The 12,681-nt window shown below is 65.5% G+C and carries 11 protein-coding genes and 1 tRNA gene; 9 read left to right on the top strand and 3 right to left on the bottom strand.

The window, feature by feature from the left end; all coding sequences use genetic code 11:
• Nucleotides 1–6: 6 nt before the first annotated feature.
• From K8W59_RS17515 to K8W59_RS17480, 8 genes are all read left to right on the top strand, one after another.
• A tRNA-Ser gene (locus K8W59_RS17515) sits at nt 7–96 on the top strand.
• Nucleotides 97–559: 463 nt separating this feature from the next.
• Nucleotides 560–823, top strand: a complete 264-nt coding sequence (locus K8W59_RS17510; protein WP_223396237.1) for a hypothetical protein — start codon at nt 560–562, stop codon at nt 821–823.
• 210 nt (nt 824–1,033) lie between these two features.
• Entirely contained in the window at nt 1,034–3,022 is a 1,989-nt protein-coding gene (locus tag K8W59_RS17505; RefSeq protein ID WP_223396236.1) for a site-specific DNA-methyltransferase, read from the top strand.
• The gene (locus K8W59_RS17500; protein WP_223396235.1) at nt 3,019–5,571 is read left to right on the top strand and encodes a DEAD/DEAH box helicase; all 2,553 of its coding nucleotides are present in this window, start codon (nt 3,019–3,021) and stop codon (nt 5,569–5,571) included. Before K8W59_RS17505 ends, K8W59_RS17500 begins: the two co-directional genes overlap by 4 nt.
• Complete coding sequence (locus K8W59_RS17495; RefSeq protein ID WP_223396234.1) at nt 5,568–6,464, top strand: S-4TM family putative pore-forming effector; 897 nt, start codon at nt 5,568–5,570, stop codon at nt 6,462–6,464. The genes K8W59_RS17500 and K8W59_RS17495 overlap by 4 nt, the downstream gene beginning before the upstream one ends.
• Nucleotides 6,465–6,538: 74 nt before the next feature.
• On the top strand, nt 6,539–7,378 hold the full coding sequence (locus K8W59_RS17490) for an SMODS domain-containing nucleotidyltransferase (RefSeq protein ID WP_223396233.1): 840 nt from the start codon (nt 6,539–6,541) through the stop codon (nt 7,376–7,378).
• Nucleotides 7,375–8,226, top strand: coding sequence for a nucleotidyltransferase domain-containing protein (locus K8W59_RS17485; RefSeq protein ID WP_223396232.1), 852 nt, complete (start codon nt 7,375–7,377; stop codon nt 8,224–8,226). Before K8W59_RS17490 ends, K8W59_RS17485 begins: the two co-directional genes overlap by 4 nt.
• Before the next feature lie 278 nt (nt 8,227–8,504).
• Nucleotides 8,505–9,149 carry a hypothetical protein gene (locus tag K8W59_RS17480; RefSeq protein ID WP_223396231.1) on the top strand — a complete coding sequence of 215 codons (645 nt, stop codon included), beginning with the start codon at nt 8,505–8,507 and terminating at the stop codon, nt 9,147–9,149.
• Between the two features lie 732 nt (nt 9,150–9,881).
• Here K8W59_RS17480 and K8W59_RS17475 read toward each other — a convergent pair.
• The 3 genes from K8W59_RS17475 to K8W59_RS17465 all read right to left on the bottom strand — a co-directional run bounded on the left by K8W59_RS17475 (nt 9,882) and on the right by K8W59_RS17465 (nt 11,923).
• Complete coding sequence (locus tag K8W59_RS17475) at nt 9,882–10,394, bottom strand: DUF7255 family protein (protein ID WP_223396230.1); 513 nt, start codon at nt 10,392–10,394, stop codon at nt 9,882–9,884.
• A 427-nt stretch (nt 10,395–10,821) separates the two neighbouring features.
• The gene (locus K8W59_RS17470) at nt 10,822–11,145 is read right to left on the bottom strand and encodes a nuclear transport factor 2 family protein (RefSeq protein WP_223396229.1); all 324 of its coding nucleotides are present in this window, start codon (nt 11,143–11,145) and stop codon (nt 10,822–10,824) included.
• Between the two features lie 22 nt (nt 11,146–11,167).
• A complete protein-coding gene (locus K8W59_RS17465) occupies nt 11,168–11,923 on the bottom strand; it encodes an SDR family oxidoreductase (protein ID WP_223396228.1) in 756 nt (251 codons plus the stop codon).
• Nucleotides 11,924–11,979: 56 nt separating this feature from the next.
• On the opposite strand from K8W59_RS17465, the gene K8W59_RS17460 reads away from it, so the two are divergent.
• Nucleotides 11,980–12,681: a TetR/AcrR family transcriptional regulator gene (locus K8W59_RS17460; protein WP_223396227.1), complete on the top strand. Its 702-nt coding sequence runs from the start codon at nt 11,980–11,982 to the stop codon at nt 12,679–12,681.

Raw genomic sequence — 12,681 nt, 5'->3', positions numbered from 1 at the left:
TCCGGCGGTGGCGTGTCCGAGCGGCCTAAGGAGAACGCCTCGAAAGCGTTTGTGGGCGCAAGTCCACCGAGGGTTCAAATCCCTCCGCCACCGCCAACGGGCTACAGACCAAGATCTGTAGCCAAGCAGACGAAAGTCTGACGAGAGCCACCTGAGGCCCGAGGAATCGGGACCGAGGGTGGCTCTCGGCGTCTCTGGACATCCGGGCCACCGGGCGAGGGCTTCAGCCGCTTGTCAGCGCGTATGCGCGAGCCGGTAATGACGAAGACCCGCCCGAAACCGGGTACGCCGGTTCGAGCGGGTCTTGCGGGTGTGGTGACCGGTGCTGGTCAGGCGGCTTCTTCGCTGTCGGAGTCCGACTCGTCGTAGTCGGGGTCTCCGCGCGTGCCCTTGGTGCCAGGCGGGAGGTGGGTGGTGGCGTGTTCGCCCTTGCGCTTGCGGCGGGGCACGTAGGGGTCGCCGTATTAAGCACGCCGTCGACGAGACCGCTGCCAGCCTCTTCCACAGCCACGGGTTCACCGGGCACCAGGCATCCGCCATCGCCAACGACCCCACCGCGATGAGCAACCTCTACGACCGGCCTTCCGCCGACATCCCCGACCTGCTCGCCGACGACGGCACCCCACGCGATTTCATCACGAAGGTGCTCCGCGCGGCCCACACGCCCGAAGAAGCCGAACGACTGCTCGCTCGGTATCGCCACGCCGCCGCCGCCGGAGAACCCTTCGTCTCCCAAGGCATCGAAGACACGCCAGAAGGCGTCGTAGCCGAGGTCGCCGTGCTGGCAATGGGCCTCCCCACGCCCTCTTGCGGCTGCTCCTGATCGCGTCGGGCGGGTCGAGCGGGCGCGTTTAGACGTATCTCGGCACGGCTTTGCCTAAGGTGAGTCCGCGTGATTGACACGACGTATGCCACGCCATGGGGCCTGAATCGACGGAGTACGGCCAACCGGCACTCCTGCCGATGTCGACGCTGCTCCCGAATCAGGGATACGTCCAGACCAACAGGAGAAGCAGCAGTGGAGAACCGGGGGATGAGGCTCGAACTCACCTGGCCCAACAAGGACAAGTTCCTGCTGGTCCCGAAGGGCGAGGACGGCAAGCCGGTCTGGGTCGAGCGCGATCATCCGGCGGCATCAGAGGTTCGGCTGACCGACTTCACTGACGCTTGCGGCGACGTGAACGGGGCAAACCCCCACGCCGACAACCTCCTCTTCACCGGTGACAGCCTCGACGCCCTGAGGGTTCTGGCGGAGGTTCCCGAGTACGCCCGCGAGTACCGGGGCAAGGTCAAACTGATCTACATCGACCCGCCGTTCAACACCGGCCAGACGTTCGAGCACTACGACGACTGGATGGAGCACTCGACCTGGCTGTCCTTCATGCGTGACCGCCTGCTACTAATGAAGGACCTTCTCTCGAACGACGGTTCAATCTGGGTGCACCTCGACGATGTCGAGATTCACCGCATGCGCGCCGTCATGGATGAGGTCTTCGGAGCAGGAGCGTTCGTTGCGCAGATCGCATGGCGCGCAACGGACAGCAGTAGCAACAACGCCAAGGGCTTCGCCAAGGACCACAACGTGATACTGGTCTACGGCGCGCAGGCTGGCTGGCGGCCCTACCACCTGCTGGACCCCGAGAAGTCCCGGCACTACAGGAACCCCAACAGCGATCCACGGGGTCCGTGGTACGACGGGCGAGACGTCCAGAATCCGAAGGTTCGTCCCAACCTCATGTACGACGTGGTCGCGCCCAACGGAAACGTCATCAAGCACCCCAAGAACGGCTGGCGATGGGAACGCGCCACCTTCGACGAGAAGATGGCATCTGGCGAACTGTTCTTCAACGCCGATCAGACGGCCGTCAAGCGCATCGCATATCTGTGGGATCAAGCGGGTCTGCCTCCGAGCGACATCTGGTTCTCCAACCAGAAGACCGGCAGCAGTCGCCAGGCCAAGAACCACCTCAAGGCGCTGTTTCCAGACATGCTGACGCCGGACCTCTTCGACACGCCCAAGCCCGAGCGGCTGATGCAGTTCATCATCGACTCCGCCACGCGGCCGGGCGACATCGTTCTGGACTGCTTCGCCGGTTCAGGGGCAACCGCAGCGACGGCGCACAAGATGGGACGACGGTGGGTGACCAGCGAACTCTCACCCACGAACATCGAGACCTTCGCGCTGCCGCGCCTCCAGCGCGTCGTCACCAACGACGATCCCGGCGGCATCACCAGCACGACCGAACGCGTCGCCGCCGAAGGCGTCATTCTGCCCGACGATGTGACTCCGCAGGACGCCAAGGAGTTCAACACCGTTCTCGGGAAGGTGCTCGACACGATGAGCGACCCCGAGAAGCCCGGTGCGCCCATCACAGTCGATGTTGCAGCGGAACTTGCCAAGGTCGTCCGAGCAGCCGCGAAGAGCGGCACCACCTCGCTCGACGCCGACGAAACGAAGTCCCTGCTGAGCCTGATCAGGAAGTTCGCATCCAGCGCAGCAACGGACGTCGACGTCACCGCATCCGTGAAGCGGCAGTTGAAGTCAGCCACGAAGACCGAAGACGCCGTAACCGTCAACTGGCATGGCGGCGGCGGATTCAGGCAGGTCCGGATCGCACCCTCCATGTACGAGCCAACGCCCTTCGGAGTCTTGCTCGCCGAGTGGGCTACCAACGGACGATTCGCGCGCGCCGTGTCTGGCCAGTTGGGCTTCGAATGGAAGCCGGACGGCATCTTCTGTGGGCAGCAGGGTCGCATGCGGCTCGCAGTGTTCGACGGTGCCGTCGGACCCGAGGAGGTCCGCCAGGTCGCGAGCGAACTCGGTGACAGGGAGAGCGTCACGATCGTCGCTCAAGCCGTCCTGCCGGGCACTGAAGAAGCGCTCCGGGAAGCGTCGAAGGGGTCGCGGATCCGTAAGGCTCCCCGCGACCTGCTCTCGGCCGGAGCGCAGCGCACCCGTCGCCGACTCGCCGCAGCCGAACGCGCCGTGCAGGTGACCGTTGAAGAAGGGGTCGAGCCGTGAGCATCCCGTACGACGAGGCTCTCGTTGAGCGAATCTCCGACACACTCGACCTGCGCGAACCCAACCAATTGGCGCTGAACCGGCTCGCAGAGGTCCTGAACACCGCAGAGCACGGCACCGAGATGGTGGCCGACCTCGCCACCGGCGTAGGGAAGACCTACATCGGTGGCGGGATGCTCGACTACCTGCAGGCGTCAGGTGTGCGCAACGTCGTCATCGTGACCCCGGGATCGACGATCCAGAATAAGACGATCCAGAACCTCACTCCCGGACACCGGAAGTACATCCGGGGTCTTCAATGCAACCCGGTTGTCATCACGCTCGACAGCGTGGACCGTGGTGAGGTCGCGGCTGCGCTGGAAGATGACAACGCGTTCAAGGTGTTCGTGTTCACCGTCCAGTCGCTTCTCGGAACGGGCAAGGGTGGCGACGAAGCACAGCGCCGAGCGCGCCGACCCCACGAGACCCTCGGTCAGGGCCTCTACGACTACCTGACGGCCGCCGACGACCTCGTGGTTATCGCCGACGAGCACCACATCTACTACTCCGGAACCGCAACCAAGTTCCAAGCCGCGATCGACGACCTCAAGCCTGCCGCCATGATCGGGCTCACCGCCACCCCGCATCCATCCACTCCGGAGGGGAAGATCGTCTTCCGGTACCGGCTATCGGAGGCCATCGCCGACGGGTACGTGAAGATCCCCGTGCTCGTCTCTCGACAGGACGGCATCAAGGACGCGCGCACTCAGTTGGCGGACGGGATCACCCTGCTCGACGCCAAGGCGGCAGCGATGCGCGCATACTGCCAGCAGACCAAGAAGCCATACGTCGAACCCATCCTGTTCGTGGTCACCCAGACCATCGACGAAGCCAACGAGTACCGCGACCTCCTCGCTGGACCCGACATGCTCGGCAGCCCCGAGAGGGTGCTTTCGGTCAACTCCGAGGAGACCGAGGAGACCCTTCGCCTCCTCGACACCCTCGAAGACCCCAACAGCCCGATTCGCGCGGTCGTCTCCGTGGACATGCTCAAGGAGGGTTGGGACGTCAAGAACATCTACGTCATCTCCTCGACTAAGGCACTCGAATCGTCCCTGCTGACCGAGCAGATCCTTGGACGCGGGCTCCGGCTTCCGTTCGGACAGCGCACCGGCAACCCGATGCTCGACACCGTTGAGGTGCTGTCTCACAACTCGTTCTCCGCACTCCTCAAGCGCGCACGCGCCCTGCTGGAAGAGACCCTTGGGGAGCGCACTGCATCCGCCACGGTCGTGGTGAACCCGAAGACCGGTCAGAACGTGCCCGGTGTGCCGCTCACCGCTAGCGGTGACCTCCCCGAAGAGGCCATGCCCACTTCGGGCGAGGTGCAGATTCAACTGCCCGGTGCTGCCGCCACGGACCCGGACCAGTTGGGCCTCTTTGACGCCGACGAGATTCCTGCTGCCGACCCAAACCAGACCCACGTCGGGCTTAGCCTCGCCACCCTCGACTCCCGCGTCGAGACCGCCGAAGAAGCGACCCGGATCCTCGCCCGCGTCCTGACGCCCCGCACGCTCGACGGCATCCGCATCCCGCTGTTCCTGCCTCGGGTCACCACCCGGTGGGAGCGCGACCCGTTCAGCCTCGCGTCGGTCAACCTCACCGACGTGGAGGTCTTGGGACGCCAGTTTGCGAACGACGACGCCCCGACCCTCCTGCAGAAGGTCATCGACGCCGAACGCGACGCGGAAGGCCGAGCGAAGGTCGTCATCCACGACGCCTCCTACACCGTCGCAGCATCACAGGCTGCGATCCCTTACGGCGACATCGAGACCGACCTTGTGCAGCGGCTCCTGCGCACCGACGGGATCATCATGAACGCTGTCGAGCAGAACGCGGCGCTCGCTATTGCCCGCGCGTTCATGGCCGGGGCTGACGTGACCGTTGAGACGCCCTGGCGGGCCGAGCATGGCAGGCTCGCAACCGCGCGGCTCGCGGAGTGGATCAATTCCATGCAGACCTCGACTCCTGCCCGTGAGGTCAAGGACGTCGACCACGTGAAGTGGCCGGAGCCGCCGACCGTCACCGAGGCCCGTCCCCCGGCGGACCGGCACGTCATCACCACCAGTGCCGAGTTCACCCGCAACTACCCCTACGAGGGCTGGACCAAGTCGATCTACGAGATCAACACCTTCGACGCCTACTCCACCGAGTTTCGCCTCGCCTCCCTCTTCGAAGGCTCCGGTGAGGTGAACGCGTGGATCCGCATCAACGACAGCGTGCCCCTCCGCATCCCCTACCACGTCTCAGCGATCCAGCGGCAGTACGAGCCCGACTTCATCGTCATCGACAGCCAGGGCACGTACTGGATCGTTGAGGGCAAGGCCGACAGCGAGATGACCTCCAACATCGTCATCGCCAAGCGCGACGCGGCCCGCGAATGGATCAAGACGGTCAACGCATCGGAATCGGTGCACGACAAGTGGGCGTACCTGCTTGTTTCAGAGTCTGTCATCGCCGCCGCCAGCAACTGGACGGCACTCAAGAACGGCGGGCAGGCGTACCAGTGACCACAACCCCGCCGATCTTCGAGTCCCAGAACACTGCCGACCGGCGACGGCTGGTTCGGGCCTTCGCTCGCCTCTATAGCGACGCGAAACTCGTGTTCGCAGGGCGAGTCCTCGTCGTCTTCCTGCTGGCGGTCGCAACCGTGGTTGTCTCGCTGGCGAACCCGGACCTTCGCACGGCCGTTGGCGGTGTGGGTGGCGTGGCTCTCCTCGTCGCCTCGTTCGTCGTCGGCGGCGTCGAGAAGTGGCTACGCATGCGTGCAGCCGCCACGCAGGAGAAGTTCGACACGGAGATATTCGGACTGCCTTGGAGCAGTATGCACGCGGACCGTCCTCCACAGATCGTGATCGCTCGGGCTGCCGAGCGCTACAAGGGCTCGCGTGACGCCAACTGGTACGGAGACACCAGGAAGGCTCATCGCCCCTACGACGTACTGATCTGCCAGTCGTCGAACTTCGGGTGGGGGGCCACGATGCACCGCATATGGGGATGGATCCTCGTTGCGGGGGCGTTGCTCCTGGCCGCCCTCATTGGGGTAGCCGCCCTGGTCGCGAACCTTTCGCCGGGTGACACCTTTGTGGCGCTCGTCGTCCCGTCCCTCGCGCCATTCAAGGAGATCGGCGAGCAGGTCAAGGCGAACTTCGAGGCGGCCAGGACCAAGGAATCCGTAGAGGCCAAGGTCAACGAACTCTGGTCCAAGGGCATGGATGGTTCGCGAGAGCCCACCGAAGCCGACCTACGAGCCGTGCAAGACAAGGTCCTGTTGCTTCGACAGAGCAATCCTTACGTGCCCGACTGGCTCGACAACGCGCTCCACCGCAAGAACGAGACCGTCATGCGGTCGACTGTCGAGGACAAGGTCACCCAAGCGCAGCGGCACGGGCACGCCGACTAAACAGTCGTAGGTGTCGGCACCTCGGCTTACGTTGCAGGCGACCGGCTCCGCACACCACCACGGGAGAACTCATCATGAGCGAGACCACCGTCGGCTACCTCAATGGCCTGCTCTCGAAGTACACGCCGTCGAGCACCTCCTTCGACAAGGCGCGGACACACCGCAGCGGAATCGAGACGCGGCTCGACGCATGGCTCGGAGTCCGGGAGATGTTCGAAACCGGCTCGCTGAAACACGGCACCGGCGTCTGGTTCTACAGCGACGTCGACTACGTCGTCAGTCTCAAGGGCACCCGCCCGACGCCAACCATGAGCCTCAATAACGTCAGAGATGCGCTCAAGGACAAGTACCCCAACACAACCGTCCGCGTATCGCGCCCTGCAGTGGTGTGCGAGTTCGCCTCCGGTGACGAGACCGTCGAGGTGGTACCTGCCTACATCGACTCGGTCAACGGCGGCTACTGGATTCCGGACCCCAAGGACTCCTCGGCATGGATGAAGAGCCACCCGAAGGACCACAACTCCTACGTCAACGACGCGAACACGAAGCACTCCGGCGCAGCCAAGAAACTCGCTCGGCTCGCCAAGACCTGGAAGTACAAGCGGAATGTGCCCATCTCGTCCTGCTATCTGGAGATGCGCGCCGCCAAGTTCGCGAAGGGTGTGGGCACGTGGGTGCTTCCGATGGATCTCGCCAGTTTCTTCAAGCACCTGCAGGACATCGACCTTGCTGCCATGAACGACCCGACCGGCCTCGGGTCCCGGTTCACGCCGTGCTCTTCTGAGAGCAACCGGCAAGACGCGCTCTCGAAGTTGGACACCGCCGTTACGCGATCACAGAAGGCGTACTCCGCCTACCTCGACGATAAGCACGCCGACGCGATCTCGCAGTGGAAGTTGGTATTCAACCAATGACCACGTCCACGGCGACCTCGCTTCTCCGGACGGTCGTGGACGCGTTCACGCCATCCGTAGATGCTCGGCAGTCCGTAAGCGCTCACCGGAGCATCATCGAGCCGCACCTTCTTGCGCAGGGAGTAGCGAGCCACCTCTTCGAGACCGGTTCGTGGAGCCACGGCACCGCTGTGCTCGGGTACAGCGATGTCGACTACTTCGCGGTGATGCCACGCAGCATCGACCAGAGCACGCTGGCACTAGAGGCACTCGCTCGCAGCATCGACATGCTTCCCTCTGCCACCGCACAGATCGACCGGCCCACGGTTCGCGTCACCTTCGCCGACAACTCACCGCCCCTTGAGATCGTCCCGGCCATCGCCGCCACCGCTGTCGATGAGTTCGAGATCCCCGATCCAGGGCAGGACTACGGCTGGGTCAGGAGCGCGCCCAGCAAGCACTTCGCCTATGTGGATCAAGCTCGCGATCGGAACTATGTCGCCAAGGCGCTGATCCGAGCCATCAAGATATGGCGCTACCGCAACGAGGTGCCCGCGTCCTCGTTCTATCTGGAGATGCGCGCAGCACGACAAGTTCTCCGAGACCCCGAGGAACGGGGCTTGACCGAGCACCTCGTCCAGTTCTTCCGCGACCTCGCCAGAGACAACTGTGCCGACGTGAACGACCCGAGCCAGTTCGATGGTCCGCGTATCTCAATCTGTGGCCCGTCCGACCTTGCGCGTGTGAGGTCCGCCGTCCTGTTAGCCGCCGTCTACATGGGTGTCGCGAGCGCCTTCGAGCAGCAGGACGACGAGAGCGGCCTGAAGGTCATCGGACACTGCCTGATGGAACTGTTCGCGCTCGAGTAGACGCAGTGCGCTTCCCGCCGCCTTCCTCCATGCGTGTCATGTCGGTGCCGCCGCCGATGCCATCCGACCGCAGTATTCGGCGAACTCACCTGTGAGGAGGCCATGGGCGGCCTGCATCACAGTCCGGAAGAGCGGCAGGCAGCCGCCCCTACTACGGCCGAGTCACCAGGGCCATGAGCAATGCACCAGTCCCCGAGGAGACTCCCGTTCCAGCAGTCGTTGGACTCCGCCGATAGAGGAGACACCCCAGCCGTCCCCTCGCGAGGAGCCCCGTGGACATGCCCACCACCACCAAGCCCGATGCCGCCGCGTCCCTTCGAGCGATCGGCTCTTGGGCCAAGCGGCACAAGATCCTTGCGACCATCGCCGTGCTGCTGCTCATCGGAGTCTTCGGCAACCTTCTCCCCGACCCCCCCGTCAACCAAGAACGAGCAGGTCACTCTCCGACGGAGGTACCGGCTCCCAGGGCTGAGTCCAGCGCGACTTCGAAGCCTTCGACGCCCGCCCCTGCGCCGGACCAGGTCGCCGAGTTCGAGGACGACCTGCGAGACGCACTCGGCGACTCGAACCGTGAGGACGTTGAACGCCTGTCGGTATTCGACTACGACAAACGGACCAAGGTGCTCAGCGTCCAGTTCGCCATCAATGACAACTTATCGGAGGGGATGATCAAGGACGGAGCCAAGATGGCCGTTACGGACATCCTTGAAGCGGTTCAGGAGTCGGACCTCAAGATCAAGGACGTGAACATCGACGCGACGTTCTCCATGGTCGACGACCTCGGCAACGCGTCCGAGGACACAGTGGTTCGCGCCACCTACCCATCGAACCTGGTTGACCGGATCAACTTCGAGAACTTCGACTTCGAGGACGTGTACGACATCACCGACAACATCTTCGTACACCCGGCGCTACAGGACTGAGGTCCGTCACCCTCGTGTGGCCTCCGAACACCCAGCCCACGCGACTGTGGCCCGAGCCGCCTGCAACAACGGCTCGGGCCACATCGTCAATCGCTGGTGCACCTGCCTAACCGTGTACCAGCCCGGCTGGGTCGAGGAGCCTGTCAATACCCCTCGCGACCAGCCCGCCGGGCGTCCGGTCCGCCTGCCTACGGCGCACCGTGCTACCCGGCACGTCAACAGTATTGATCGAGGTCATGGGTCAGCGGAAGAGCGTCCAGCAACCTCGCCGCGCCGTTGAGATGGGCGGCACCACACCTGAGGTTTCACAACCAGTCGGCGCGGCCGGCTTCATCACCATGCGCCGCGCTCAGGCGCGATCCTCCTCCGTATGGACGTCGCCTTCGCGGTCCTCCATCTGCCACCGACTGCGGGCGGTTGCCCATGTCGCGGAGAGGTCGACCATCGGAGCGGGTCGTTTCGGGGGGAACGCTTCACCCAGCAGGAGGATCTCGATGAGAGCCGACGGCACGCGCGTGATGGACGGCTCGCCCTGCGCCAACTGGTTCCCCGCGTCATGGCCCTCGCCCTCAACGACCCCGATGTGCTGTCGCTCATGGGTTGCCCTTGCAGCCTTTGATGTGCGGCCCACATCGCCAGTAATGATCCGTGACCCGACAGAGCGGAAGAGGTGCCGCGTGCTCGGCCGATGTCCGACAGGGACGCAATGAGTACGGCAGGGGAGTGGGCGGCCTAACCCTCGTTCCTCGAACAGCCGAGTAACCCCAGCAGCCGCCCACGCACCCGCTGGTAGGCGGCGACCCCGTCTCGATCGGGCGAGGGTAGCCGGATCACCGGAGGGCACCCCATCGCCGGGGCCGCCAGGTCTCGGAGGGCGTCGTGGTAGGCGCGCTGCCGCTGACGTCCACCGTCTCCGAAGCCGACTGCAGGCTTGTTTGCCCGGTACTTGTCCGACTTCGGGGACCACCGCACGCAAAGGGAGCGGTACTCCTCCATATCGAACCCCAACGGCACACCAGCCGGATAGTGGTCGAGGGTGAGGAGGCGGTAGGTGGTGAAGTGCTGAGACTCGTCGACCTCTATGCAGGTGCCGGTCGGTTCGTGAACGAAGTCGCCCGGCAGCGCGGTGAGCCGCTTCGCTGCCTGCGCCACCGGGTTCCCGCCCAGTGCCGTGAAGATGTCGGCGAGGACTTGGCGTGCCGGGTCTGCCTGCTCGGGTAGCCCGAGGTGGCCCCGCTGGATCAACCACGGCACCCGAGCCCGCGCGAGCGTCACCCCGTCGGCTGCGGCAGCCGCAGCGAACGCTCTCTCACAATCCCCAACCGACATGCCAGCAGCCAACCACGTCCATGCCTCGCGCGCTGGCTCTATCCGGTCCGCCGGGAGCGGACAATCGTCCAGCACCGGGCCGCTCCCGCCGATATCCAGACGGGCACGCAGCGATGACTCGTTAGGACCCGCTGCGAAGCCCCTCCCTCTCAACCAGCACAAGGACGACCCATGAGCGACGACCCCTCAAACCAGCGCGGGGAAACTCCCCGCGAGGCGCGGGGAAACCTCTCAGCCGGGCTGCCGGAGACCCCTCCTGACCTGCGCGAACGCACTTTGGTCTCCAGGCCGGGGTCGTTTCCCCGGTGCACCGGGAAAACCGTCGCGCGGCGGCCGCGACTCCTCAGCCCTCGCGGATCGTCATCGAGGCGAGCTTGTCCCCGGCGACGGCGAAGGTGAACTCCGAGAGGCCGTTGGCGTGGGTGCTGGCCCAGTCGCCGACGACCGTCACGGTGTCGCCGTCGACCGTGACGTCCTGCGGCGTGAGGGTGCCGGTGGCGCCGATGAACTCGACGTCGCTCCAGCCCTTGATCTCGTCGCGCCCGGTGAAGACCCGGCCCCAGTCGTCGACGTAGCCGTCCTCGGTGAACGCGTCGAGGAAGCCGGCGTCGTCGTGGGCGTTGACGGTGTCGATGAACTCGCGCACGGGCGAGGGGATCTCGGTCATGGGAACTCCTTCGGTCGGTCGGTCAGCGGGTGGTGTAGCCGCCGTTGGCGAGGATGGTCTGGCCGGTGATCCACCAGCCGTCGGTGGCGAGGAACCGCGCGATCGGTGCGATGTCCTCGATCTGGGTGAGCTGGTTGCCCATCGCCTGCGACTTGTGGAACTCGACCCGCTCGGGCGTCTCCTGACCATAGAAGAACGGGGTGTCCATCGGGCCGGGCGCGATCGCGGTCACCGAGATGCCGCGCTCGGCGAACTCCTTGGCCGCGGCACGGGTGAAGTGCTCCACCGGGCTCTTCCCGCCGGCGTAGGTCGAGTAGCCGTCGGTGAAGGCGGCCAGCAATGAGGTGACGATGGTGATCACCTTGCCGTTGTCGGCGACGTGCTTGCCGGCCTCCTTGAGGAAGAAGTACGCCGACTTGGCGTTGATGTCGAACATCGCGTCGTACTCCTCCTCCGTGGTGTCCACGATCGGCTTGCGCAGCACGCGGCCGACCGTGTTGACCGCGACGTCGACCGGGCCCAGCGCGGCCTCGGCGTCGGCGAAGAGCCGCTCCACGGTCTCCGGGACGGTGAGGTCGCCGGTGAGCAGGACGCCCTTGCGGCCGGCGGCCTCGACGGCAGTGAGCGTCTCCTCGGCGGCCGGGCGGGTCTCCTCGGAGTTGTAGTGGATCGCGACGTCGGCACCGGCCTCGGCCGCCTGCCGGCTGACCAGGCCGCCGAGGTTCTTCGCGCCGCCGGCGACCAGGACGACCTTGTCCTGAAGGGTGTGCGTGGCCATGGGTGTTCTCCTGTTCCAGTGGGTGTATATCAGCGATATAGCGTTACTATAACGACGTGACAGAAACTGGCAAGGAGGGATCCCGCGACCGGCTGCTCGAGGCGGCCGCCTCCCTCATCGCGGCCTCCCCGGGTAAGGACGTCCCGCTGCGGGCGATCTGCGACCGGGCCGGCGTGCGGCTGCCGACGCTCTACCACTTCTTCGGCAGCAAGGAGGGGCTGCTGGACGCGGTCATCGACCACGGTTTCGACCTCTACGTCGGCGTCAAGGAGTCGCAGGAGCGCAGCGACGACCCGATCGCCGACCTGCGCGAGGGGTGGGACGCACACGTTCGCTTCGGGCTCGAGAACCCCGGCTTCTACGCGCTGATGTACGGCCAGGTCGCGCCGGGCCACCGCCCCCAGGCGCAGGAGCGCCCGGCCAGGATCCTGCGGCGTACGACGGCCGCCGCCGCCGAGGCCGGCCTGCTCTCCGTCGACCCGGATCGGGCGGCGGACCACGTGCTCGCCGCCAACATCGGCGTCACCCTCACCCAGATCGTCGGCGGCGCCGCCGATCCGGACCTCTCGACCGCCGTCCGCGAGGCGACGATCGCCGCCATCACCGGAGCTACCGCCGCTCGAGGCGATGCGACGGCCGACCCGGCCCGTGCGCTGTTGCAGTCGCTCGTCGCCGACCCGGGGCCGCTCGCGCCGGAGGAGCTCGCGCTGCTGCGGCGCTGGCTTCGGCAGCTCGCCGACGCCGGCACCGAGGAGTAG

Origin of the sequence: Nocardioides rotundus (assembly GCF_019931675.1) — a bacterium.
GTDB classification, from domain to species: domain Bacteria; phylum Actinomycetota; class Actinomycetes; order Propionibacteriales; family Nocardioidaceae; genus Nocardioides; species Nocardioides rotundus.
This window is presented reverse-complemented; position numbering and strand designations above follow the sequence as displayed.